Consider the following 22,156-nt stretch of genomic DNA (forward strand, 5'->3'; position numbering starts at 1 on the left):
TTCGCCCGCGGGCCCGGTGTTGGTATGGGCAGGACAAGCAGGGTGGAGGACACTATCGTGGCCAGGCGAATTGCAGACGAGCGCGAACACACGGGCCCGGGCCCGGAGGCCCGGGCGGAGCTGAGCGTCGCCGACGCCGCGGGGCAGACCCGCGGCGTCGCACTGGTGCTGCACGGTGGACGGGCGGACAGCTTCGACCAGGTGCGTGCCCGGCACCTCAGCCCGGCCCGGATGCTGCCCTTCGCCCAGGCCCTGCGCAGCCAGGGCGGACCGCATGGCCTGGCGGTCTGGACCATGCGGAACCGGTACCGCGGCTGGAACGGCCCGGACATGTCCCCCGTGCAGGACGCCCGCTGGGCCCTGTCGCAGATCGCGCGCGAACACCCGGGCGTCCCGGTCTTCCTGCTGGGCCACTCCATGGGCGGCCTCACGGCCCTCTGCGTCGCCGACGATCCGCAGGTTGCCGCCGTCGTCGCCCTCGCCCCCTGGCTGACCGACGCGACGCCGGTGGAGCGCGTGGCGGGCCGCCGCGTCCTGATCGTCCACGGGGACGAGGACCGCTGGACCAGCCCGGTGAACTCCCTGGCCTACGCCCGCCGCGCGGAGGGGATCGCCGCCTCGATCGACTACGTCTCGCTCACCGGCGCCGGGCACTTCATGTTCCGCAGGGTGGGACTCTGGAACTCCCTGGCCAATGGCTTCATCCTGGACTCCTTTGCCGCCAGCACCGGCGCCAGGCCTGCCGGAACCGATGCTCTCCGCCAGGTGCTGCCGGCCGCGGCTGCGCTGCCAGTGGTTCTCTAATGCAGGCTTTCCCGCCGCTGGACTTCCCGCTGGAGGCCTTCCTGGCCAGCCTTCCCTGGGCCGCACTGGCCGTGGCGGCACTGCTGGCCGTGACCTTCGCCGTCGCCGTCCGGCAGCGCCGGCACTCGGTGATGGACGTGGTGTGGGGGCCCGGCTTCGTGGTCGTGGCGGCGGTGTCCTGGCTGCTCTCAGCCGGGCACGGCGACGGCGGCCGGCGCCTCCTGCTGCTGGTGCTCGTGGCAGTCTGGGGCCTGCGGCTGGGAGCGCACATCGGCGTCCGGGCGCGCGGCGGGCACGAGGACCCGCGCTACACCGCCATGCTCGACGGCGCGCCGGGCTCCCGGGATGTCTACGCCCTGCGCCGCGTCTACCTGCCCCAGGGCATCGTGCTCTTCTTCGTCTCCCTAACGCTGCAGGTGGGGATGTTCGCCACCGCTCCCCTGGGCTGGCTGGCCCTGGCCGGGGCGCTGCTGTGGGCCGTCGGCTTCGTCTTCGAAACCGTCGGCGACCGGCAGCTGGCGCAGTTCAAGGCCGATCCCGCCCGGCGCGGGACCGTTTTGGACACCGGCCTCTGGCGCTACACCCGGCACCCGAACTACTTCGGTGACGCGGCCGTCTGGGCCGGCCTGTTCCTGGTGGCGGCGGACTCCTGGCCGGGCATCCTCACCGTCCTCTCCCCCGCCCTGATGATCTGGACCCTGGCCGGCAAGACCGGCAAACCGCTGACCGAGAAGGCCATGGCCGGCCGGCCGGGCTACCGGGAATACGTTGAGGCGACCTCGGGCTTCCTGCCGTGGCCGCCGCGGACCCGCCGCGCCGCAACGGGCACGGGCACGGGTAGGGGGCAATAATGGGACGGTTCCCGCCCTGGCGTCCGGCGCCTAACGACCGCTTCTACCGCTCGATCGTGCGCACCGGGCAGGCCCTGCGCTGGTTGTTCCAGATCCGGATCATCGTCACGGGCCAGGAGCACCTGCCGGCCCCGGACCACCGCGGCACCGCCTCCCGCACCCCGGTTCCCGGCTCCGGGGCCGTCGTCGCGATCACCCACTTCGGGTACCTCGACTTCGCCGCCGCCGAACTGCTGCTCTGGGCCCGCAACAGGGCGCAGATGCGCTTCCTCATCACCCAGGGCGCGGCTGACCACTGGTTCGCCGGCCCCGCCGTGAGCGCCGCCGGGCACGTCGTCGTCGGCTACGAGACGGGCTCCCACGCCTACGACGCCGCCGTTCAAAAACTCCGCGCCGGCGAGTACGTGGCGATCCTGCCCGAGGCCGGCGTCAGCCGCAGCTTCAAGGTCCGCGAATGCAAGACCGGCGCGGTGCGGATGGCCGCCGAGGCGGGCGTCCCCATCATCCCGGTCTCGGTCTGGGGCGCGCACCGGATCATGACCCGGCACCACGGCTTCTCGCCGCTGCGGGCCTGGCGCGCCCCCGTGCGGGTGCACGTGGGCGAACCTCTCACACCCGGTCCGGGGGTGGACGTCGCCGCCGCCACCGAGGCGCTGCGGACGGCACTCCAGGACGGGATCGACGTCGCCATGGCCGACTTTCCGCTCCGCCCCGCGCCCGGGGCCTGGTGGATGCCCGCCGACCACGGCGGCGGCGCTCCCACGGAGGAACAGCGGCGCCGGCTGGACGAGGCCGAGGGCCCCCGCCGCGCCCGCGCCCGCCGCCGCTGAGCTCCAACGCTGTGCTTCGCCGCCGCTGACCGCGGCAGATCGACCGCTCGGCGCTCCGCCGCCCGCCTGAGAGCCTGGGCCGGGCCAACACGCGCCGATAAACCCGGGCCGGGGCGGGGCGCTGGCTAAACTCCATCGGGTAGAAAAACGCACTCAATGGAGAGGTACACCCCCGGTGGCAAACACAGCCCTGACCACAAGCACTATCGGCGAGGAACGCGGTCTCGCCCGGATCGCCCAACGGATGGCCGCCTGGACGGAGAAGTGGTTTCCGGACGCCTACATCTTCGCCCTCGCCGGGGTCATCATCATCGCCCTTGCCGCCCTGGCCATCGGCGCTTCCCCGCAGTCGATCGCCGACTCGTTCGGCAACGGCTTCTGGGACCTGACCGCCTTTACCCTGCAGATGGCCATGGTGGTCCTCACCGGCTACGTCGTGGCCACGTCCCCGCCGGTGGCGCGCCTGATCAACCGCCTGGCCATGGTCCCGGCCACGGCGCGCACCGCAGTCAGCTTCGTGGCCCTGATGTCCATGTCCGTGTCCTTCCTCAACTGGGGCCTTAGCCTGATCTTCGGCGGCCTGCTGGCCCGCGCCATTGCCCGCCGCAAGGACCTGACCGTCGACTACCGCGCCCTCGGCGCGGCCGCGTTCATGGGCCTCGGCGCCGTCTGGGCCCTCGGCCTGTCCTCCTCCGCGGCCCAGCTGCAGGCCACCCCGGCATCGCTGCCGCCGGCGCTGCTGAAGATCACCGGCGTCCTGGACTTCGGCACCACCATCTTCACCTGGCAGTCGCTGCTGACGCTGGCCATCCTGATGCTGCTGACCACCGTGATCGCGCACTTCTCCGCCCCGCAGGGCGGCTCGATCCGCACCGCGCAGGACCTGGGCGTGGACCTCGACGACGCCCCGACCGAGCCGGCGCCCCGGTCCCGTCCGGGTGAATGGCTCGAATACAGCCGGATCCTGCCGATCCTGGCCGGGCTCCTGACCCTGGGGTGGCTGGTCTCCCAGTTCCTGACCAAGCCGTTCCTGTCCGTGGTCAGCAGCCTCAACGGCTACCTGCTGGTCTTCCTCATCCTGGGCCTGGTGCTGCACGGCACGCCGCGGAACTTCCTGCAGGCGGTCACCAAGGCCGTCCCGGCCACCGCCGGCATCCTGGTCCAGTTCCCGCTCTACGCCGCGATGGCCGCGATCCTGACCAAGGCCACCGGCGCCGGCGGCATGTCCATCTCCGGGCACCTGGCCGAATTCTTCGCCCAGATCGGCAGCGGCGGCGGCTTCGCCGTCGTTATTGCCCTCTACACCGCGGTGCTGGGCCTGCTGGTCCCCTCCGGCGGCGGCAAGTGGCTGGTGGAGGCTCCGTACGTGATGCAGTCCGCCACGGACGTGCAGATGAACCTGGGCTGGACGGTGCAGATCTACAACATCGCCGAGGCGCTGCCGAACCTGGTCAACCCGTTCTTCATGCTGCCGCTGCTCGCGGTGCTGAAGCTGCGGGCCCGCGACCTGGTGGGCTTCACCTTCCTGCAGTTCCTCTTCCACCTCCCGGTGGTGCTCCTGCTGGTCTGGCTGCTGGGCATGACCTTCGACTTCGTCCCGCCGGTAATTCCTTCGGGAAAGTAGCGGGGAAGTAGCCCTTAACCCAACTGACCCGCAGCCGTTGTCATCATGACAACAGCTGCGGGTCAGTGTGTTTTAAGGCGGCTTAGGCCGGGTCGGAGAGGACCAGCGTGTCCGCCTCGGCCAGCCGGGCGGTGCCTGCCTCCAGCAGGGGTTCGACGACGGCGGTCAGCGCCTCCATGGAGTCATCCAGTTCCAGCAGCACGGGGTACTGGTAGGCGATCAGCGCCAGCAGGTCCCGGACGGCGGCCCGGGCGTCCTCGGCGGACAGCTCCGGGTCGTGGCCCAGGAACACGTCCGAGGGCTCGGCCCCGGCCGCACCGGCGTCGGGGGTGCCCGTCTCCAGGGTGCCCGTCTCCAGGGCGCCCTGGGCGTAGCTGACGGCGAAGGCCTGCAGCTTGCCCTTCTTGCTGGCCGGAACGCCTGCGCCGAAGGCACTGGCCTTGGGTGCGCGCAGCACGATCGCCCCGCGGGCCCCGGTCAGGTCGTCGAGGAAGAGCCGCTGCACGGTGGCGACGCTGAGCTCCCCCGGGGTGTCCCAGTGGTGCACGGCGGTGTAGTACCGGCCCACGACGTCGCTCAGTTCCACCGAACCGGTGGCCAGGTCCTCAACCCGCTCGGAAGCCGCGGCCTCGGAGCCGTCGCCGAAGACGGGCAGCTTCAGGGCGCCGGGTTCGACCACCACCAGGCGGGACCGCTGGATGGGTGTCAGGCCGGCGGCCTCGGCGAAGCCGGCGCCGGGGGTGCCGGGTTCGACCTTTGTCCGCAGCCGGGTCACGCCGGAGGGCGACTGCTGGGCCTCGTGCCGGAGCATGGCCAGCAGCGTCGAGCCGATGCCGGCCCGGCGGTGGTCCCGGGCCACCTCGACGTACACCCAGAGGCGTTCCGGGTGCAGCGTGGCCTCGTGCACGACGCCGGCCGCGACCGGGATGGCCACGCCGTCGACGACGTCCTCGGCCACGATGCAGCGGCGCCACGGGGTGTTGCTGGAGGGCGCCAGGGCGGCGCGGAACTGCCGGGCCTGGTCCGTTTCCGGGCCGCCCCAGATTTCCAGCAGCGCCAGGTCGTCGCCGTCACGCCATGGGCGGTACTCGATCGCCATGCTCAGGCGCCGATCAGCCGCGCGGCGAGGTAGCCCTCCACCTTGTCCAGGGAGACGCGCTCCTGGCTCATGGTGTCGCGCTCCCGGATGGTGACGGCCTGGTCCTCAAGGGTGTCGAAGTCCACGGTGATGCAGAACGGCGTGCCGATCTCGTCCTGGCGGCGGTAGCGGCGGCCGATCGCGCCGGCGTCGTCGAAGTCGATGTTCCAGTTCTTGCGCAGCTGCGCGGCGAGGTCCTTGGCCTTGGGCGAGAGGTCCTCGTTCCGGCTCAGCGGCAGGACGGCGGCCTTGACCGGGGCCAGGCGCGGGTCCAGCTTGAGCACGGTGCGGACGTCGACCCCGCCCTTGGCGTTGGGGGCTTCGTCCTCGACGTACGCGTCGATCATGAACGCCATGAAGGACCGGGTCAGGCCGGCGGCGGGCTCGATCACGTACGGGGTGTAGCGCTCGTTGGTGGCCTGGTTGAAGTAGCTCAGGTCCTGGCCGGAGGCCTTCGAGTGGGTGGAGAGGTCGAAGTCGGTGCGGTTGGCGATGCCCTCGAGCTCGCCCCACTCGGAGCCGGAGAAGCCGAAGCGGTACTCGATGTCCGTGGTGCCCTTGGAGTAGTGGCTGAGCTTTTCCTTCGGGTGTTCGAAGAAGCGCAGGTTTTCCTCGCGGATACCCAGGCCGGTGTACCAGGCCATGCGCTCCTTCATCCAGTACTCGTGCCACTGCTCGTCGGTGCCGGGCTCGACGAAGAATTCCATTTCCATCTGCTCAAACTCGCGGGTGCGGAAGATGAAGTTGCCCGGCGTGATCTCGTTGCGGAAGGACTTGCCGATCTGGCCGATGCCGAACGGCGGCTTCTTCCGGGAGGTGGTGAGCACGTTGTTGAAGTTCACGAAGATGCCCTGGGCGGTTTCGGGGCGCAGGTAGTGCAGGCCCTCTTCGCTGGCGACCGGGCCCAGGTAGGTCTTGAGCAGGCCGGAGAATTCCTGCGGCTCGGTCCACTGGCCGCGGGTGCCGCAGTTGGCGCAGACGATGTCCTTGAGGCCGTTCTCGGCCGGGCGGCCCTTCTTCTCCTCGTACTCTTCCTCGAGGTGGTCGGCGCGGTAGCGCTTGTGGCAGGAGAGGCATTCGACCAGCGGGTCGGAGAAGACCTCGACGTGGCCGGAGGCTTCCCAGACCTGGCGGGGCAGGATGACGGAGGAGTCCAGGCCAACGACGTCCTCGCGGCCGCGGACCACCGACTGCCACCACTGCCGCTTGATGTTTTCCTTCAGCTCGGCACCGAGGGGACCGTAGTCCCAGGCAGAGCGTGAGCCTCCGTAGATTTCGCCGGCCTGGAAGACGAATCCCCGTCGCTTGGCGAGGGAGATGATCTGGTCGAGTACGGATTTTGCTGCCATGGGAACTCCATTTTCTACAGGGCCGCTGGGTGCGGTCCGCGCTGTTGGCCCCGGGTCACCGGCTGGTTGCCGGGCGGGGTGGTACGAACGGGGTGATTCAAGCTCCTAGCCTACCCGTGCGGCCCCTACCGTTTCAGCGCGTTCCGGGACCAGGGCAGGCTGGCCAGGACGATCGCGGCGAGGGTGAGCAGGGTGCCCAGCACGGTGGGGAGGGCGACGACGGTGCCGGGGGCCGGCAGCGCGAGGTCCAGGCCGAGCGAGCCGAGGAGCTGCCCGGCGATCATGCCGAGGCCGGTGACCAGCACGCCCAGGCTGCGGACCAGGAACGCGGCGACGGCGATGAAGATGCAGCCCATCGGGCCGCCGAGGTAGTACCACCACTGTCCGGGCAGGCCGTTGCCGGCCCCGGCGATGGCCAGTTTGATACCCCAGGCCAGCCACAGCAGCACGCTGCCGGCGATGAAGTTCACCAGGGTGGCGGTGATGGGGGTGCCGTAGTGGACGGTGGCGGTGCCGTTCATCGCCTGCTGGAAACTCATCAGGAAACCGGCCAGCACGGGCAGCAGCACCGGGAGGATGAGCTGCAGCGGGTCGGGGGCGCCGGAGCCCCCGGAGAACCGGGGTGAGACGGCCCAGGCGACGGCGGCGACGGTGAGGACGCTGCCGAGGACCCGGATGCCGGTGATGGGCCGCTTGCCCGCCGGGCCGATGCCCATCCGGTCCACCAACAGGCCGCTGAGGGTCTGGCCGGTGACGGCGGCGACGGTGAACAGCGCCACGCCGAGCAGGCCCACGGTGAAGGACTGGGCGAAGACGAAGAGTCCGCCGATGGCACCAGCCAGCACGTAGTAGCGGGGGAAGCGGCGTTCCCGCAGGGCCGGCAGCACCTCCGCCAGCCCTGCCCTGCCCCTGGGCAGCGCCAGGGAGATGGCGATCATCAGGATCAGGCCGGTGGTGAAGCTCACCACAGCGGCGGCCAGGCCGTCGGCGAGCGCCGTGCCGAGGGCGCCGTTGACGCGGGCCTGGACGGGGACCAGGAGGCCGGCGGTGACGGCGGCGAGGAGTCCGAGCGGCAGCGGCAGCCGGGGTGTGTGGGTCATTGGTGGCACCTTTGGTCAGGCATTATTGCTTGTATGAGCAACCCGGAAATTGATGAGGTCCCGATCCGCGACGAGATGATCCGGCTGGGGCAGCTGTTGAAGCTGGCCAGCCTGGTCGAGGACGGGGTGGAAGCGGCGGAGCTGATCAAGAACGGGCTTGTGAAGGTCAACGGGGAGATCGAGGAGCGCCGCGGCCGGCAGTTGCACCACGGCGACGTGGTCACGGTCAACGGCGAGTCGGTCCGGATCAGCACCCCCGCGGGAGCCTAGCGCGGCGTCACGGCAGGCCCCTAGGCGGTGAGTACCTCGTGGGTGAGGAACTCCCCCACATGGCCCACCTCCTGCTGGTTGATCCCGTGCCACATGCCCGTGTAGAGCACCTTGGTGAGCTTGACGTGCCTGCGCACCCAGCCCATGGTGAATTCGATCTTGTCCGGGGTGATCACCGGGTCCTGCTGGTCCCGCCCCCAGAACATCGGAACCGTGCCATCCAGCTCGGCGTCATGGAAGCTGGGGTCACCGGCGGCGTCCACGGCGAAGCCGGAGAGGCCGACGACGGCGGCGTAGGCCCCGGGGCGGCGGCGCAGCAACGTGGTGGCCAGCGCCATCCCCATCGAGAAGCCCAGCACCGTCACCGACGGGTGTTCCCCGCGGACCGAGTCGATCCAGTGCTCGGCGTAGGCGGCGGCTTCCTTGACCGCGTCGAGGGAGTACTCGATGGACGCCGTCAGTGGGAACCAGGTGAAGCCGGGGCCGGTGGGCAGCGGCGCCCGCAGCGAGGCCACGACGAACTCCTGCGGCAGCATGTCCGCGAGGCTCATAAGGTCCTGTTCGTTGGCGCCGTAGCCGTGCAGCAGCACCAGCAGGGGCCGCCCGGCCCGCTCGGATTCGGGCCGGGACCAGAGGACGACCGGTTCGGGAAAGGTTGCCGGGTAGCCGGCGGCGTCAGTCATGGCTCCATTCTTGCAGTTACCAATCAGTAACATGCGACGGTGGCGCGATTTGCGGGGCAGGGGGCAGGATGGAACGGTGAGCGAAACAAAAGCAACGGAGAACGATCCGGACCGCACGGTCAACCACCCCTGGACCCGCTACGTGGCGATGGGCGATTCCTTCACCGAGGGGATCGGCGACCCGGAACCCGCAAGCCCCGGCGGCCACCGCGGCTGGGCGGACCGCGTGGCCGAGGAGCTCAGCCGGGGGCACGACGACTTCGCCTACGCCAACCTGGCGGTGCGCGGCCGGTTGCTGCAGCAGATCGTGGACCAGCAGCTCGCCAACTGCCTCTCGCTGAAGCCGGACCTCGTCACCCTCTCCGCCGGCGGCAACGACCTGATCCGCCCCGGCGGCGACCCCGACGTGCTGGCCGAGCGACTGGACTCGGTGGTGCAGATCCTGAGCCTGAACGGCGCCACGGTGGTGCTGTTCAACGGCCCCGACACGGGGTCCTCGGTGCTGGGCCGAATCCGGAGCAAGGTGGCGATCTACAACGAGAACCTCCGCACGGTGGCGGCCCGGCACGACGCGGTGATCGCGGACATGTGGTCCCTCCGGCAGCTGAGCGACCCGCAGATGTGGGACGCAGACCGGCTGCACTTCTCCCCGCTGGGCCACCACACGATCGCCGCGATGGTGCTCGATTCCCTGAACGTCCAGCACACCCTGGAACCGCTCTCCCCCAAGCCGCTGCCGCCGCAGACGTGGCGCGAGGCGCGCACCGGGGACCTGATCTGGGCCCGGGAGCACTTCGTGCCGTGGGTGGTGCGCCGGCTGCGGCACCGCTCCTCCGGCGACGGCATCACCGCCAAGCGTCCGCTGGCCGGGCCGGTGTTCGGTCCCGGCGTGCCATTGGGCTCCGGTGAGGGCCCCAAGGGCACCGGGACCGGTGCCGCCGGGGGTTCGGCCGGCACCGCGGACGCCGCCGACGCCCTGCGGTCCTGAGTCCGGCACGGGCCGCGGGCTCGGGGCGTTAAGCTGGGAGATCACCTTCTGAGAGGCCCGGTACCGTGAGTATTTTCTTCTGGATCATCATCCTGTCCCTCGTGATTCCTGCTGCGATGCGCTACTACCGGCGTTCGATGCAGAACAAGAACCGGGACCAGGGCCCGAACCAGGGCATGCCGGGCGGCTTCGGAGGTTTCCCCGGCACCGGCCCGGGGCCCGGCCAGAGCAACCAGCCGCGGGACGGCTTCACCCAGCGGGACTACTACGGCGGCTTCGGCCAGCTCAATCCCCCGCAGCCGCCCGCCGGCCAGCCCTACCCTGAGCAGTACCCGGGAAACCAGTACCCCGCCGGCCAGCCCTTCCCGGGCAATCCTGCCCCGGGTACCCAGTACCCGGGCAGCCCGTATCCCGCCAACCAGTTCCCCGCGCCGCAGCCGCCGGTCCCCTACGAGGACAGCGAGCAGTACCGGAACAACCCGCCCCGGCCCGCCCCGCAGCCGCAGGGTTCAGACAGCCCGCAGGGCGTGCCGCCTGTACCGCCGCCGTCGTCGAACGCGCAGGGCTACCGCGCCCGCAAGCTCGCCGAGCTGGACCAGATGTACAGCAACGGCGAGCTTGCCATGGAGGATTACATGGCCCGGCGCGCGGAGATCATGAAGGGCTGATCGCGACGGGTCCGCTGCCCTAGTCGACCTGAGGGAAGCCCAGGTCGATCACCGAGGTGGAGGGGTCGGGCCAGCGGGTGGTGACCACCTTGCCGCGGGTGTAGAAGCGGATGCTTTCCGGGCCGTACATGTGGGTGTCGCCGAAGAGCGAGTTCTTCCAGCCGCCGAAGGAGAAAGTCCCCACCGGCACCGGGATCGGGACGTTGACGCCCACCATGCCGGCCTCGACGTCGAACTCGAACTGGCGCGCCGCTCCGCCGTCGCGGGTGAAGATCGCCACACCGTTGCCGAACTCGTTGTCGTTGACCAACTGCACCGCGTCGGCGTAGGTCTCGACCCGGACGACGGAGAGCACGGGGCCAAAGATCTCGTCGTCGTAGACCTTCATGCCGGGCTTGACGTGGTCGATCAGGCTGACGCCGATGAAGAAGCCGTTGGAGTCGAACTCCTGCTCTCGGCCGTCCACCACCACGGAGGCGCCCTCGTCCGCGGCGCCCGCCACGTAGGAGGCGACCTTGTCGCGGTGTTCGGCGGTGATCAGTGGCCCCATCTGTGAGGACGGGTCGGTGCCGGGGCCGATCTTCAGGGTGGCCATCCGGGTCTTGATCGCGCCGACCAGGTCGTCGGCGATGTTGCCGACGGCCACCAGCACGCTGACGGCCATGCAGCGCTCACCGGCGGAGCCGTAGGCGGCGGAGACCGCGGCGTCGGCGGCCATGTCCAGGTCCGCGTCGGGGAGGACCACCATGTGGTTCTTGGCGCCGCCGAGGGCCTGGACGCGCTTGCCGTGGTCGGCGGCGCGCTTGTAGATGGACTGGGCGATCGGGGTCGACCCGACGAAGCTGACGGCCTTTACGTGCGGGTGTTCCAGCAGCACGTCCACGGCTTCCTTGTCGCCGTGCACCACGTTCAGGACGCCGGCGGGCAGGCCCGCCTCGGCGAAGACCTGGGCGATGAAGACGGCGGAGGACGGGACCTTCTCGCTGGGCTTGAGCAGCACCGTGTTGCCGCAGGCCAGGGCGCTGCCGATCATCCACAGCGGCACCATGGCGGGGAAGTTGAACGGGGTGATGCAGGCGACGACGCCGACGGGCTGGCGGACGGAGTGGACGTCGACGCCGCCGGAGACCTGCTCGGAGCGTTCGCCCTTGAGGGCATGGGAGAGCCCGGTGGCGAACTCGATGTTCTCCAGGCCGCGGGTGATCTCGCCCTCCGCGTCGGAGAGGACCTTGCCGTGCTCGCTGGTCAGCAGCGCGGCCAGCTCCGGCCGGCGCTGCATCAGCAGCTCGCGGACCCGGAAGAAGATGGCGGTGCGGCGGGCCAGGCTGGTGGCGCGCCAGCCGGGCAGGGCGGCGCGGGCGGCCGCGATGGCTTCCTCGACCCGGGCGGCGGAGGCGAGGGCGACTTCCTTCTCCTGCTCGCCGGTGGCCGGGTTGAAGACGGGGCCGTAGCGCTCGGCGTCGGAGACCAGTTCGCCGTTGATGACGTGGGGAATGCGTTCCATGGTGGTTCTCTTTCTTGGGGGGGGTTCCCGCGCTACTTGGCGGCTTCGAAGGAGCCGTCGACCAGCTTGACGATCGCGGAGCAGTCGGTGCCGGACTGGCCGCCGTCGATCAGCCGCTGGAAGAGCTGCTGGACGTGCTGGCCGATCTCCAGCGGGGTGCCGGTGTCCTGGGCTGCACTGATGGCCAGGCCGATGTCCTTGTTGGCCAGTTCCGCGGTGAAGGTGGGGGCGAAGTCGTTGTTGGACGCGGCGGTGGGGACGACGCCGGCCACCGGGTACCAGGTGCGCAGCGCCCAGCTGTCGCCGGAGGAGACGGAGGCGATGTCCCAGAAGACCTGCTTGTCCAGGCCCAGCCGGTCGGCCAGGACGGCGCCCTCGGCGGTGGAGGCGAGGTTGATGAAGAGCATCAGGTTGTTGCAGATCTTGGCGGCCTGGCCGGTGGTGGCCCCGCCGGTGGGGATGATGTTCGCGGCCATCGGGCGGATGAACTCGGTGGCGTCGGCGACGGCGTCGGGCTTGCCGCCGATCATGAAGGTCAGGGTGGCGGCCTTGGCGCCGCTGATCCCGCCGGAAACCGGGGCGTCGACGAAGCGGAAGCCGGCCTCGGCCGCGGCGTCGTGCAGGGCCTGCGCGGAGGCGATGTCAATCGTGGAGGAATCCACCAGCAGGGTAGTGGTGTCCGCATGGGCCAGGACGCCGTCCTCGCCGAGGTAGACGGCGCGGGCGTGCTCGCCCTTGGGCAGCATGGTGAAGACGACGTCGGCGCCCTTGACGGCCTCGGCGATGCTGCCGGCGGGGGCAACTCCCCCGGCCTCGGCGGCCGCGACGGCTTCCGGGTTGAGGTCGAATCCGCGGACCTCGTGTCCGGCCTTGGCGAGGTTGACGGACATGAATCCGCCCATGTTTCCCAGTCCGATCCAGGCGACAACTGCCATGGCTAAAGCTCCTTTGCTTGGTGTGGCTGACGGTTCCGTGCGGAACTCCCCGCGCTTCGGCGGGGCACTGTGTCCACCATCACACCCTGTTACAGTGCAATCAAGAGAAAAAAGCGAAGATGCCATGTGCAGCCATGCACATTGCCCCGTAAGTACCGAGAGGCCCGGACCGTGAACCGCCTGCCCAGCCCCGATGACCTGCTGATCCTGCTGACCGTGGCGCGGCTGGGCCGCTTCAACGCCGTCGCGGAGACCCTGGGCACCACGCACACCACCATCTCGCGCCGGATCCTGGCGCTGGACAAGCAGCTGGGCGGCCGGACCCTCGAGCGCACTCCGCAGGGCTGGGAACTGACCGAACTCGGCGGCCAGGCGGTGGCGGCGGCGGAGGCGATCGAGGGTACCCTGAGCGCGCTCAGCGGCCGGATTGCCCGGCGGGATGACGTGCTGGCCGGGCTGGTCCGGATCAGCACCCCCGACGGTTTCGGCGCCGAGTTCGTCACGCCGGCGCTGGTCCGTCTGCAGCGCGAGCATCCGCAGCTGAACGTGGAGGTGCTCAGCGCCACCCGCAAGGTCAGCCAGAACCGCTCGGGCGTGGACCTGGAGGTGGTGGTGGGCAACCTGGAGGTCAGCAGCGCCCAGACCATCTTCCTGGCCAACTACTTCCTGCGGCTGTACGCCAGCCCGCAGTATGTCCGGGAGCACGGGACGCCGGAGACCCTCGACGACGTGCGCCGGCACGGCTTCGTCTCCTACGTGGAGTCCGCCCTGCAGGTGGCCGAGCTCGGCCACCGGTCCACGCAGCTGCCGATGCCCCGGTCCAGCTTCCAGGCCACCAGCATCTTCGCCCAGCTGGAGGCGGTCCGGCGGGCGGCCGGGATCGGGCTGCTGCCCAACTTCCTGGTGGTGGGCAAGGAGGGGTTCGTCCCGGTCCTGCCGGCCGACTTCCAGCGCCAGCTCCCCATCTGGGCCGCCGCGCGGGCCGAGTCGCTCCGCTCGGCGCCGGTGCAGGCCGTGCTGGCCGCGCTCCGGGCCGAGATCGCCGAGCGGCAGGACGTGCTGACGGGATAGCCCCGAACAGCGGCAGCCCCCGTCCCGCGGTGCGGGGACGGGGGCTGCCGGTGAAGCTGGTCGTTCGTTACGTCTTGCCTGCTACTTCTTGCCTGCGGCAAGGAGGTCGGCCGTGCCCTGCGCGTCGGCGGCGTCGACGTCGTGCAGGGAGATGCCGCGGGTTTCCTTCAGGAAGAGCACCGCGACGGCGGTGATCGCGCAGGCGATCGCCAGGTAGATGGCAACCGGGACGGAGGACTTGTACTCGCCCAGCAGCGCCACTGCGATGATCGGGGCGAGCGAGCCGGCCACGATCGAGGTCACCTGGTAGCCGAGGGAGACGCCGGAGTAGCGCATCCGGGTCGGGAACATCTCGGCCATGATGGCCGGCTGGCCGGCGTACATCAGGGCGTGGAACAGCAGGCCGATGATGACCGAGGCAAGGATGATGAAGTCGTTGCCGGTGTCCATCATCGGGAAGGCGAAGAAGCCCCAGGTGGCACCGAGGACGGCGCCGGCCATGTAGACCGGGCGGCGGCCCAGGCGATCGGACAGCCGGCCCACCATCGGAACCACAGAGAAGTGAATGGCGTGGGCGATCAGCAGCAGCATGAGGATGCGGGTGGTGTCGGCGTGGACCACGGTCTTCAGGTAGGTGATGGAGAAGGTGACCACGAGGTAGTAGAGGATGTTCTCCGCGAAGCGCAGGCCCATGGCGGTGAAGACGCCGCGGGGGTAGCGGCGGAAGACCTCGGCGACGCCGTAGCCCTTGTGGCCGGCCTCGACCTCCTTGCGGGCCTCGAGGAAGATCGGGGCGTCGTTGACCTTGGTGCGGATGTAGTAGCCGATCAGGACGATCACGGCGGAGAGCCAGAAGGCCACACGCCAACCCCAGCCGAGGAAGTCGGCGGAGGACAGGACCGAGGAGAGGATGAACAGCACCGCGGTGGCGAAGAGGTTACCCAGCGGCACGGCGGACTGCGGCCAGCTGGCCCAGAAGCCGCGGGACTTGCTGGGGCTGTGCTCGGCCACCAGCAGGACGGCGCCGCCCCACTCACCGCCGACGGCGAAGCCCTGGGCGAAGCGCAGGAAGACCAGCAGGGCCGGAGCCCAGTAGCCGATCTGGGCGAAGGTGGGCAGGCAGCCCATCAGGAAGGTGGAGACACCCACCAGGATGATGCTCAGCTGCAGCAGCTGCTTGCGGCCGAACTTGTCACCGAAGTGGCCGAAGACGATGCCGCCGATGGGGCGGGCGACGAAGCCGACCGCGTAGGTCAGGAAGGCGGCCAGGATGCCGTCCAGTTCGGTCTGGGAATTGGGGAAGAAGGCCTTGCCGAAGACCAGGGTTGCGGCGGAGGCGTAGAGGAAGAATTCGTACCACTCCACCACCGTTCCGGCCATGGAGGCGGCGACGACTTTCTTGAGGCCGGACGCCTTGACGTCGGTTTCCTCTGCGCGCCTCGCGGCGGCGTTTTCCGTGCTCATAAGAACTCCTTCGGTGTCGCCATCGACACCCTGCGGCTTACTGGGCTGACTCCGTGTGAGTTGGACCACACGCGGTCATTCTCCACGAGTATGGAGTGTCACCGCCGCAGCCTCAACGACCAATCGCGCAGAGCCTATCTGCAAAATTGCACACCGGCACCCGGGACGAGCCGGCGAAGAAGCCGTGGTGCTCAGGCGAAGAACGCCTCCCGGAGGACGCCGCCGAGCTGGCCGATCTCGGTCAGGAACCCGTCGTGGCCGATCGGGGCCGAGATGACGTGCATGGGCACCTCCCCCGGCAGGGCCGCCGCGAGCTCCCGGGACTGTTCGGGAAAGTACAGCCGGTCCGAGTCCACGGCGGCGATGAAGAACTCGGCGGTGGCCCCGGCGAGCGCCTGCCGAAGGCTTCCGCGGCCACGGGCGACGTCGTGGCTCATCAGCGCCTCGGTGATCGCGATGTAGCTGTTGGCGTCGAAGCGCTGCACCAGTTTGTTGCCCTGGTGGTCCAGGTAGCTCTCCACCTGGTAGCGGCCGCGGCCGGACAGCGGCCCGGGCGCGAGCGGTGTCTCGCCGTCCTGGCCGGTCCGGCCGAAGCGGCCCTCCAGTTCGGCGGCCGAGCGGTAGGTGATGTGGGCGATCCGCCGGGCCAACGCCAGGCCGTCATGCGGCTCGGGGCCGCCGTAGTAGTCGCCGCCATTGAAGCGCGGGTCCTGCCGGATCGCGAGGGTCTGGGCCTGGGCGAAGGCGATCTGTTCGGCGGTGCTGTAGGCGCCGACGGCGATCACGGCGCAGCGGCGCACGCGTTCCGGGTAGCTGACGGCCCACTCCAGGGCCCGGGCGCCGCCGAGGGAGCCGCCGAGCACGGCGTGCCATCGGTGGATGCCCAGCGCGTCGGCCAGCCGGGCCTCGGCGGCGGTGCTGTCGCGCAGGGTGACGAGGGGGAAGCGGGATCCCCAGGGCCGGCCGTCGGGCGCCGGCGTGGACGGGCCGGTGGAGCCGTAGCAGCCGCCGAGGATGTTGATGGACACCACGAAGTACCGGTCCGTGTCCACGGGCGCGCCGGGGCCGGCGAGCTGTTCCCACCAGCCGGGCTCCCCGCCGGCGCCGCGGGTGACGTGGGTGTCCCCGGTCAGGGCGTGCTCGATCAGGACGGCGTTGGAGGCGTCCGCGTTCAGGGTGCCCCAGGTCTCGTAGGCGAGCACCACCTCCGGCAGGACGGCGCCGGATTCGAGTTCCAGGGCGCCGACGGACAGGTACCGCACGGTGCCTTCGGGGGCGGCGGCGTTTCCTGCTGCGGGACTGGTGGCGGGTACACCCGTTCGGGTGACGGCAATCGTCATGTTAAAAGACCTCACTTCGCGCTTGCCTGCCGTCAGTTGACCGGCAGGCCAGGTCTTCACCCGGGGCACCCCGCCGCAAAAGGAGGGTTGCCGGCCAGCAAGCCGGGGCTGTCGCTGGCACTCATGACCTGCACCGAGTGTACGAAACAGGGCGGCGTCCTGGCGAAGATTGTGACTTCCATGTGACAGCCGCCCGCCCGGCCGCGCCGTTTCCCCCACCTTTGAAGGCCAAGGCCGGCGGGTCGCCGCGGACACGCCGCGCCGGCCGCCGTCGGGCCCGCAAAGGTGGGGAAATCCGGCGGGGGTCCCGGGCCTAGCCGGCCTTCGCGGCGCGGAAGCCGGCGTCGAGGTCCGCCAGGATGTCGTCGATGTGCTCCAGGCCCACCGAGAGCCGGACCAGGCCCGGGTGGACGCCCGCCACCGCCTGCTGCTCCGGGCTGAGCTGGCTGTGCGTGGTCGACGCCGGGTGGATCACCAGCGAGCGCACGTCGCCGATGTTCGCCACGTGCGAGTGCAGCTCCAGGGCGTCGACGAAGCGTTTGCCGGCCTCCACTCCCCCGGCGATGACGAAGGAGACGACGGCGCCCGTGCCGCGCGGACCGTATTTCCGGCCGCGCTCGTACCAGGGGCTCGAGGGCAGCCCCGCGTAGGCGACCGATTCGACGTCCTCCCGGCCCTCCAGCCATTCGGCCACCCGGGTGGCGTTGGCGACGTGCCGCTCCACCCGCAGGCTCAGCGTCTCGATGCCCTGGGCGATCAGGAAGGCGTTGAAGGGCGCGACGGCGGAGCCGAGGTCGCGCAGCAGCTGGACCCGGGCCTTGAGGATGTAGGAGAGGTTGGCCCCCAGTGCGCCGTCCGCGCCCAGGTCCCGGGCGTAGACCAGGCCGTTGTAGCTGGGGTCGGGGGTGTTGAAGCCGGGGTACCGCTCCGGGTCCGCGCCGAAGTCGAACTTTCCGGAGTCCACGATCACACCGGCGATCGCCGAGCCGTGGCCGCCCAGGTACTTCGTGGCCGAGTGCACCACGATGTCCGCGCCCCACTCCAGCGGACGGATCAGGTACGGCGTGGCGAGGGTGTTGTCCACGATCAGCGGCACCCCTGCCTGGTGGGCCACGTCCGAGATTCCCTCGATGTCCAGGACGTCCTGGCGCGGGTTGGAGACCACCTCGCCGAAGAAGAGCTTGGTGTTCGGCTGCACCGCCTCGCGCCACTGGTCCAAGTTGTCCGGGTCCGCCACGAAGGTCACGGAGATGCCGAACTTCTTCAGAGTGTGGGCCAGCAGGTTGTAGGTGCCGCCATAGAGGCTGGGGCTGGCCACCACGTGGTCCCCGGCTTCGGCGATGTTGAGGATGGCGAAGGTTTCCGCCGCCTGCCCGGAACTGAGCAGCAGCGCGCCGAGGCCGCCCTCCAGGCTGGCGATGCGCTGTTCGACCGCGTCCTGGGTGGGGTTGCCGATTCGGGTGTAGATGGGGGCGAGCTCGGCCAGGGCGAACCGGTTCGCGGCGCTCTCGGCGCTCGGGAAGACGAACGACGTCGTCTGGTAGATCGGCAGCGAGCGGGCGCCGGTGGCGGCGTCCGGTTGCTGGCCGGCGTGGATCTGACGGGTTTCAAAGGACCAGGCGTTGGACATGGCGTCTCCTGTGACTGGGCTCAGGGCGGCACCGGACCCGAGTCCCGCGCTGTTCGCGGGTCCCGGATTATCGGCACGGCCCTGGCGCCGCGCTTGCCCCGCCGGCGGTCGCCGGAGGGCCAGGTCTTCACCCGGGGCACCCCACCGCGCAAGGAGGGTTGCCGGCCAGCGAGCCGGGGCTTGGCGCTGGCACTCATGACCTGCTCCCAGTGTAGGAAGCCGGAAACCGGCACGGATAGCTTTATGACAAAGATGAAGAAACCGGTCCCCGGGACGGCTTGTCCGGCGGATTTCCGCGGCCGCGCCGGTCGGCACGGGGGCCCGCCGGACGACCCCGGCGAGGTTAGGACAGCCTAAGCTGAGAGGTCCATCACAAAGTGCCAAGATGAGGGCATGCGCATGGATCACGTCTCTTACGCCTGTGAAAAGGATGGCCTCGCGGCCACCACCGACCGTATCGCCACGGCCCTCGGGGTCGAGGCCGTCAAGGGCGGCGTGCACCCCCGTTTTGGCACCCGCAACATGATCATCCCGCTCGCCGGGCACAAGTACCTGGAGGTCGTGGAGGTCCTGGACCACCCGGCGTCGGACAAGGCACCGTTCGGCCAGGCGGTCCGCGCCCGCTCCGCCGCCGGCGGTGGCTGGATGGGCTGGTGCGTTGAGGTCGACGACCTGGCACCCTTCGAGGAACGCCTGGGCCGCGCCGCGGTCAACGGCAACCGCAAGTTCCCCGACGGCCGTGAACTGGTCTGGAAGCAGATCGGCATCCTGGGCCTCATCGCGGATCCGCAGGTCCCCTACATGCTCAAGTGGGAGGGCGACCCGGCCCTGCACCCGTCCAACGCCTACGAGAGCTCGGTGAAGATGTCCGAGCTGACCATCGCGGGCTCCGCGCAGCGGGTCACCGAGTGGCTGGGCGAACCGGTGGAGAAGCCGCTGGAGGACGTGGCCGTGAACTGGCAGGCCCCGCACGGCACGCCGGGCATCCTCTCGGTCACCTTCGAGACCGCCTCCGGCGCCGTCACCATCTAGGGCCACGGCCCGCCACAACTTCGGCCGCCGGCCGCGGGTGTCAATGACGCCATCCGCCGCCGGGGGCCGAAACTCTTTAAACCGCTCCCCGCCTCGTCGTGCGGGTCAGGGCACCGCAGGACACGGCACCGCAGGAATCGCCAGGACACCTCAGCCCAGGCCGACCGCCTTGCCGAACAGGCTGAAGCCCACGAACGCCACGATGTCCAGCAGCGCGTGCGCGATCACCAGCGGCATCACCCGCCGGGTGCGGGTGTAGACCAGCGCGAAAATGACGCCCATGATGGCGTTGCCAATAAACGGCCCGAACCCCTGGTACAGGTGGTAGCTGCCGCGCAGAATGGAGCTCGCGGCGATGGCCGCCGGCAGCCGCCACCCGAGTTTGCCGAACCGGTCCAGCAGGTACCCCACCACGATCACCTCCTCGACGATCCCGTGCCGGATGGCGGAGAGGATCAGGACGGGCACGGTCCACCAGTAGGTGCCCAGCGCGCTCGGGATGATCGCCGTCGTGATGCCCAGGGCCCGGCCGGCGGCGTAGAGGCCCAGCGACGGGATGCCGATCAGCAGGAACAGGCCCGCGCCCTGCAGCAGGTCCTTTCCGGGGCGTGCGAGGTCGAACCCGAGCTTCCGGAATGCCGAGCCGCCGGGGGTCCCCGGCTCGCGGGGACCGGTGAGGAAGTAGAGCACCAGCAGCACGGGGACGAGCGCGAAGATGATGTCCAGCAGCTGGTAGGTCAGGTCGAAGTACTCGCGGCTGCTCTGGGAGCGGTTCAGCGTGGAGGTCCCCTGGGCCAGCGGCGCCTGCGAGAGCTTGTCCAGCAGCTGCACCACCGAGTACACCGCCGACTGCCCCAGCGAGAGTCCCAGCACAATCCATACTTCGAACCGCACACGGCGGCGGGAGGTAACCAGCATGGTCCTATCTTGCCTGCCGTTGCCGGGAGTTGGCCGGACGCGCCTATGCTGGGGCTGTGAGCGCGCCCGGGAAAATCCTGATGATCCGGCACGGCCAGTCCGCCGCCAATGCCGATACCTCCATCTACAACCGGGTGCCCGATTACCGCATCCCGCTGACCGATCTGGGCGTCGAGCAGGCCCGGGCCGCCGGCGTCGAGCTCCGCCGCCAGCTGGATGGGCAGCAGGTCTGCGTCTACGTCTCGCCGTACCTGCGCGCCTACCAGACCCTCGAAGCGCTGGACCTGGGCAACCTGACCGAGCGGGTGATCGAGGAGCCCAGGCTGCGGGAGCAGGACTGGGCGAACTTCCAGATCGCGGGTGACATCGAGGACCAGAAGGAGCTCCGGAACGCCTACGGGCACTTCTTCTACCGGTTCCGCGAGGGCGAATCCGGGTCCGATGTCTACGACCGGATCTCCTCGTTCATGGAGACCCTGTACCGGCACTGGTCCAAGCCGGACTACGCGCCCAACGCGCTGTTCGTTACGCACGGGCTGACCATGCGGCTATTCTGCATGCGCTGGTTCCACTGGTCCGTGGAGTATTTCGAGTCGTTGAACAACCCGGACAACGCGGAGCTGCGCACCCTGCACCGCACCGGGGACGGCAAGTACGAACTCGACAAGCCGTTCAGCCAGTGGGTGGAGCGGCGCGTGGACGAGACCGTGCTGCACGCCCCGCCCATGGTCTTCTAGAAGGTTCAGCGGGCGCGGACCCCGGCGCGCCAGACGGCGTGGGTCAGCGGCATGCCCGGCCGGTAGGCCAGGTGAGTGGCCGAGGGGGCGTTGAGCAGGTGCAGGTCCGCGCGGTGGCCGACGGCGATTGACCCCACCGCGCGTTCGCCGTCGACGTCGTTCCCCGACTCCCGGCCCAGCGCCAGCGCCCCGCCATAGGTCGCGGCACGGACCGCCTCGTGCACGCTGAGCCGCATCTGCAGCACCGCGGTGGTGACGCAGAAGGCCATGGAGCTGGTGTAGGAGGTGCCGGGGTTGGCGTTGGAGGCCAGGGCCAGCTGCACGCCGGCGTCCAGCAGTTCGCGGCCGGGGGCCAGCGGCTGCCGGGTGGAGAGGTCGCAGGCCGGCAGGCAGGTGGCCACCGTGCCGCGCTCCCCGGCGCCGGTCGCGGCTTCCCAGCCGGACCAGCTGTCCGCGAGGTCGCGCACGTCCTCCCGGGACAGGTGGTTCACGTGGTCCACGCTGGCTGCCCCGAACTCCACCGCCAGCCGCACCCCCGGCCCCTCGCCGAGCTGGTTGCCGTGCACCCGCAGGCCCAGGCCCGCCTCCCGGCAGGCCGCCAGCACGCGGCGGGACTGCTCCTCGGTGAAGGCTCCGCGTTCGCAGAAGACGTCGGCCCAGCGCACGTAGGGCCGGACGGCGGCGAGCATCGGCCCGCAGACCAGGTCCGTGTACTCCCCGGCGTCCATGCCGGCCGGGACCAGGTGGGCGCCGAGGTAGGTGACCTCGTCGGCGACCGTGGAGGCGATCCGGGCGCTGCGGGCCTCGTTGTCCACGTCCAGGCCGTAGCCGGTCTTGGTCTCCAGGTACGTGGTGCCCTGCGAGACGGCCTCCGCCACCCGGCCCAGCGCCAGGCGGGTGAGGTCGAAGTCACCGGTCGCCCGGGTCGCGCCCATGGTCACGGCGATGCCGCCGGCGCTGTACTCCTCCCCCGCCATCCGCGCCTCGAACTCCGCGGTTCGGTCGCCGGCGAAGACGAGGTGCGTGTGCGAGTCCACCCAGCCGGGCAGCAGCGCACGCCCCGCGGCGTCGATGGCGTCGTCCGCGGCCGGGGCGTCCCCGGCGGGGCCCAGCCAGGCGATGCGTTCGCCCTCGATGACCACGGCGGCGTCGTGCAGGACCCGGTACTCGAGGTCCTGCGTCATCAGTTCGCCGATATTGGTGATCAGGGTGCTCATGGG

General features: G+C 70.2%; 21 protein-coding genes and 2 riboswitches. Of the genes, 10 read left to right on the forward strand and 11 right to left on the reverse strand.

Features of this window, described 5'->3' with window-relative positions:
• Window positions 1–57: 57 nt before the first annotated feature.
• The 4 genes from ACFUCU_RS09705 (at window position 58) to ACFUCU_RS09720 (ending at window position 4,109) form a co-directional block, all read left to right on the forward strand.
• Window positions 58–804, forward strand: a complete 747-nt coding sequence (locus tag ACFUCU_RS09705) for an alpha/beta hydrolase (protein ID WP_377972265.1) — start codon at window positions 58–60, stop codon at window positions 802–804.
• The gene (locus ACFUCU_RS09710; protein ID WP_377972266.1) at window positions 804–1,655 is read left to right on the forward strand and encodes a DUF1295 domain-containing protein; all 852 of its coding nucleotides are present in this window, start codon (window positions 804–806) and stop codon (window positions 1,653–1,655) included. The genes ACFUCU_RS09705 and ACFUCU_RS09710 overlap by 1 nt, the downstream gene beginning before the upstream one ends.
• Window positions 1,655–2,485 (forward strand): lysophospholipid acyltransferase family protein, encoded by an 831-nt coding sequence (locus ACFUCU_RS09715; protein WP_377972267.1) that lies wholly within the window; start codon window positions 1,655–1,657, stop codon window positions 2,483–2,485. The genes ACFUCU_RS09710 and ACFUCU_RS09715 overlap by 1 nt, the downstream gene beginning before the upstream one ends.
• Before the next feature lie 175 nt (window positions 2,486–2,660).
• A complete protein-coding gene (locus tag ACFUCU_RS09720; RefSeq protein WP_377972268.1) occupies window positions 2,661–4,109 on the forward strand; it encodes a short-chain fatty acid transporter in 1,449 nt (482 codons plus the stop codon).
• Between the two features lie 82 nt (window positions 4,110–4,191).
• On the opposite strand, the gene ACFUCU_RS09725 is transcribed toward ACFUCU_RS09720, so the two are convergent.
• The 3 genes from ACFUCU_RS09725 to ACFUCU_RS09735 all read right to left on the reverse strand — a co-directional run bounded on the left by ACFUCU_RS09725 (window position 4,192) and on the right by ACFUCU_RS09735 (window position 7,696).
• A complete protein-coding gene (locus tag ACFUCU_RS09725; protein WP_377972269.1) occupies window positions 4,192–5,208 on the reverse strand; it encodes a GNAT family N-acetyltransferase in 1,017 nt (338 codons plus the stop codon).
• 2 nt (window positions 5,209–5,210) lie between these two features.
• On the reverse strand, window positions 5,211–6,596 hold the full coding sequence (locus tag ACFUCU_RS09730; protein ID WP_377972270.1) for a glycine--tRNA ligase: 1,386 nt from the start codon (window positions 6,594–6,596) through the stop codon (window positions 5,211–5,213).
• A gap of 125 nt (window positions 6,597–6,721) precedes the next feature.
• The gene (locus ACFUCU_RS09735) at window positions 6,722–7,696 is read right to left on the reverse strand and encodes a DMT family transporter (protein ID WP_290258421.1); all 975 of its coding nucleotides are present in this window, start codon (window positions 7,694–7,696) and stop codon (window positions 6,722–6,724) included.
• A gap of 33 nt (window positions 7,697–7,729) precedes the next feature.
• Between ACFUCU_RS09735 and ACFUCU_RS09740 the strand changes: the two genes are divergently transcribed.
• Complete coding sequence (locus ACFUCU_RS09740) at window positions 7,730–7,966, forward strand: RNA-binding S4 domain-containing protein (protein ID WP_290258422.1); 237 nt, start codon at window positions 7,730–7,732, stop codon at window positions 7,964–7,966.
• Window positions 7,967–7,986: 20 nt separating this feature from the next.
• Here the strand turns inward: ACFUCU_RS09740 and ACFUCU_RS09745 are convergent, their stop codons facing one another.
• The gene (locus tag ACFUCU_RS09745) at window positions 7,987–8,649 is read right to left on the reverse strand and encodes an alpha/beta hydrolase (RefSeq protein WP_377972273.1); all 663 of its coding nucleotides are present in this window, start codon (window positions 8,647–8,649) and stop codon (window positions 7,987–7,989) included.
• 148 nt (window positions 8,650–8,797) lie between these two features.
• Between ACFUCU_RS09745 and ACFUCU_RS09750 the strand changes: the two genes are divergently transcribed.
• On the forward strand, window positions 8,798–9,637 hold the full coding sequence (locus ACFUCU_RS09750; protein ID WP_377972511.1) for an SGNH/GDSL hydrolase family protein: 840 nt from the start codon (window positions 8,798–8,800) through the stop codon (window positions 9,635–9,637).
• Between the two features lie 65 nt (window positions 9,638–9,702).
• A complete protein-coding gene (locus tag ACFUCU_RS09755) occupies window positions 9,703–10,305 on the forward strand; it encodes a hypothetical protein (protein WP_377972275.1) in 603 nt (200 codons plus the stop codon).
• A gap of 19 nt (window positions 10,306–10,324) precedes the next feature.
• Here the strand turns inward: ACFUCU_RS09755 and ACFUCU_RS09760 are convergent, their stop codons facing one another.
• Window positions 10,325–11,809 carry a CoA-acylating methylmalonate-semialdehyde dehydrogenase gene (locus tag ACFUCU_RS09760; RefSeq protein ID WP_377972276.1) on the reverse strand — a complete coding sequence of 495 codons (1,485 nt, stop codon included), beginning with the start codon at window positions 11,807–11,809 and terminating at the stop codon, window positions 10,325–10,327.
• Between the two features lie 32 nt (window positions 11,810–11,841).
• The gene (gene mmsB / locus ACFUCU_RS09765; RefSeq protein ID WP_377972278.1) at window positions 11,842–12,744 is read right to left on the reverse strand and encodes a 3-hydroxyisobutyrate dehydrogenase; all 903 of its coding nucleotides are present in this window, start codon (window positions 12,742–12,744) and stop codon (window positions 11,842–11,844) included.
• Between the two features lie 171 nt (window positions 12,745–12,915).
• On the opposite strand from mmsB, the gene ACFUCU_RS09770 reads away from it, so the two are divergent.
• Window positions 12,916–13,815: a LysR family transcriptional regulator gene (locus ACFUCU_RS09770; protein WP_377972280.1), complete on the forward strand. Its 900-nt coding sequence runs from the start codon at window positions 12,916–12,918 to the stop codon at window positions 13,813–13,815.
• A gap of 81 nt (window positions 13,816–13,896) precedes the next feature.
• Here the strand turns inward: ACFUCU_RS09770 and ACFUCU_RS09775 are convergent, their stop codons facing one another.
• The 3 genes from ACFUCU_RS09775 to ACFUCU_RS09785 all read right to left on the reverse strand — a co-directional run bounded on the left by ACFUCU_RS09775 (window position 13,897) and on the right by ACFUCU_RS09785 (window position 18,249).
• Window positions 13,897–15,279, reverse strand: coding sequence for an MFS transporter (locus ACFUCU_RS09775; protein ID WP_364137029.1), 1,383 nt, complete (start codon window positions 15,277–15,279; stop codon window positions 13,897–13,899).
• A gap of 191 nt (window positions 15,280–15,470) precedes the next feature.
• Window positions 15,471–16,619 (reverse strand): homoserine O-acetyltransferase, encoded by a 1,149-nt coding sequence (locus ACFUCU_RS09780; protein WP_377972281.1) that lies wholly within the window; start codon window positions 16,617–16,619, stop codon window positions 15,471–15,473.
• Between the two features lie 13 nt (window positions 16,620–16,632).
• A riboswitch (SAM riboswitch) is annotated at window positions 16,633–16,748 on the reverse strand.
• A gap of 184 nt (window positions 16,749–16,932) precedes the next feature.
• Entirely contained in the window at window positions 16,933–18,249 is a 1,317-nt protein-coding gene (locus ACFUCU_RS09785; RefSeq protein WP_377972283.1) for a bifunctional o-acetylhomoserine/o-acetylserine sulfhydrylase, read from the reverse strand.
• An 84-nt stretch (window positions 18,250–18,333) separates the two neighbouring features.
• Window positions 18,334–18,450: riboswitch (SAM riboswitch) on the reverse strand.
• A gap of 192 nt (window positions 18,451–18,642) precedes the next feature.
• On the opposite strand from ACFUCU_RS09785, the gene ACFUCU_RS09790 reads away from it, so the two are divergent.
• Window positions 18,643–19,281 carry a VOC family protein gene (locus ACFUCU_RS09790; RefSeq protein WP_290258432.1) on the forward strand — a complete coding sequence of 213 codons (639 nt, stop codon included), beginning with the start codon at window positions 18,643–18,645 and terminating at the stop codon, window positions 19,279–19,281.
• Window positions 19,282–19,431: 150 nt separating this feature from the next.
• Here ACFUCU_RS09790 and ACFUCU_RS09795 read toward each other — a convergent pair whose 3' ends face one another.
• On the reverse strand, window positions 19,432–20,199 hold the full coding sequence (locus tag ACFUCU_RS09795; protein WP_377972284.1) for a CPBP family intramembrane glutamic endopeptidase: 768 nt from the start codon (window positions 20,197–20,199) through the stop codon (window positions 19,432–19,434).
• An 80-nt stretch (window positions 20,200–20,279) separates the two neighbouring features.
• On the opposite strand from ACFUCU_RS09795, the gene ACFUCU_RS09800 reads away from it, so the two are divergent.
• Window positions 20,280–20,936 (forward strand): histidine phosphatase family protein, encoded by a 657-nt coding sequence (locus tag ACFUCU_RS09800; protein WP_364137315.1) that lies wholly within the window; start codon window positions 20,280–20,282, stop codon window positions 20,934–20,936.
• Window positions 20,937–20,941: 5 nt separating this feature from the next.
• Here the strand turns inward: ACFUCU_RS09800 and hutI are convergent, their stop codons facing one another.
• A complete protein-coding gene (gene hutI, locus ACFUCU_RS09805; RefSeq protein WP_377972286.1) occupies window positions 20,942–22,153 on the reverse strand; it encodes an imidazolonepropionase in 1,212 nt (403 codons plus the stop codon).
• Window positions 22,154–22,156: the final 3 nt, after the last annotated feature.

Origin of the sequence: Arthrobacter sp. NPDC057259 (genome assembly GCF_042668995.1) — a bacterium.
Classification (GTDB): Bacteria; Actinomycetota; Actinomycetes; order Actinomycetales; family Micrococcaceae; genus Arthrobacter.

What these genes read in the sequence shown, in the direction of transcription:
- ACFUCU_RS09710 (WP_377972266.1), top strand. Translation starts at nt 804, where the DNA reads ATGCAGGCTTTCCCGCCGCTGGACTTCCCGCTGGAGGCCTTCCTGGCC.
- ACFUCU_RS09760 (WP_377972276.1), bottom strand. Translation starts at nt 11,809, where the DNA reads ATGGAACGCATTCCCCACGTCATCAACGGCGAACTGGTCTCCGACGCC.
- ACFUCU_RS09775 (WP_364137029.1), bottom strand. Translation starts at nt 15,279, where the DNA reads ATGAGCACGGAAAACGCCGCCGCGAGGCGCGCAGAGGAAACCGACGTC.
- ACFUCU_RS09740 (WP_290258422.1), top strand. Translation starts at nt 7,730, where the DNA reads ATGAGCAACCCGGAAATTGATGAGGTCCCGATCCGCGACGAGATGATC.
- mmsB (WP_377972278.1), bottom strand. Translation starts at nt 12,744, where the DNA reads ATGGCAGTTGTCGCCTGGATCGGACTGGGAAACATGGGCGGATTCATG.
- ACFUCU_RS09800 (WP_364137315.1), top strand. Translation starts at nt 20,280, where the DNA reads ATGATCCGGCACGGCCAGTCCGCCGCCAATGCCGATACCTCCATCTAC.
- ACFUCU_RS09725 (WP_377972269.1), bottom strand. Translation starts at nt 5,208, where the DNA reads ATGGCGATCGAGTACCGCCCATGGCGTGACGGCGACGACCTGGCGCTG.
- ACFUCU_RS09745 (WP_377972273.1), bottom strand. Translation starts at nt 8,649, where the DNA reads ATGACTGACGCCGCCGGCTACCCGGCAACCTTTCCCGAACCGGTCGTC.
- hutI (WP_377972286.1), bottom strand. Translation starts at nt 22,153, where the DNA reads ATGAGCACCCTGATCACCAATATCGGCGAACTGATGACGCAGGACCTC.
- ACFUCU_RS09735 (WP_290258421.1), bottom strand. Translation starts at nt 7,696, where the DNA reads ATGACCCACACACCCCGGCTGCCGCTGCCGCTCGGACTCCTCGCCGCC.
- ACFUCU_RS09780 (WP_377972281.1), bottom strand. Translation starts at nt 16,619, where the DNA reads ATGACGATTGCCGTCACCCGAACGGGTGTACCCGCCACCAGTCCCGCA.
- ACFUCU_RS09715 (WP_377972267.1), top strand. Translation starts at nt 1,655, where the DNA reads ATGGGACGGTTCCCGCCCTGGCGTCCGGCGCCTAACGACCGCTTCTAC.
- ACFUCU_RS09795 (WP_377972284.1), bottom strand. Translation starts at nt 20,199, where the DNA reads ATGCTGGTTACCTCCCGCCGCCGTGTGCGGTTCGAAGTATGGATTGTG.
- ACFUCU_RS09785 (WP_377972283.1), bottom strand. Translation starts at nt 18,249, where the DNA reads ATGTCCAACGCCTGGTCCTTTGAAACCCGTCAGATCCACGCCGGCCAG.
- ACFUCU_RS09730 (WP_377972270.1), bottom strand. Translation starts at nt 6,596, where the DNA reads ATGGCAGCAAAATCCGTACTCGACCAGATCATCTCCCTCGCCAAGCGA.
- ACFUCU_RS09750 (WP_377972511.1), top strand. Translation starts at nt 8,798, where the DNA reads ATGGGCGATTCCTTCACCGAGGGGATCGGCGACCCGGAACCCGCAAGC.
- ACFUCU_RS09790 (WP_290258432.1), top strand. Translation starts at nt 18,643, where the DNA reads ATGCGCATGGATCACGTCTCTTACGCCTGTGAAAAGGATGGCCTCGCG.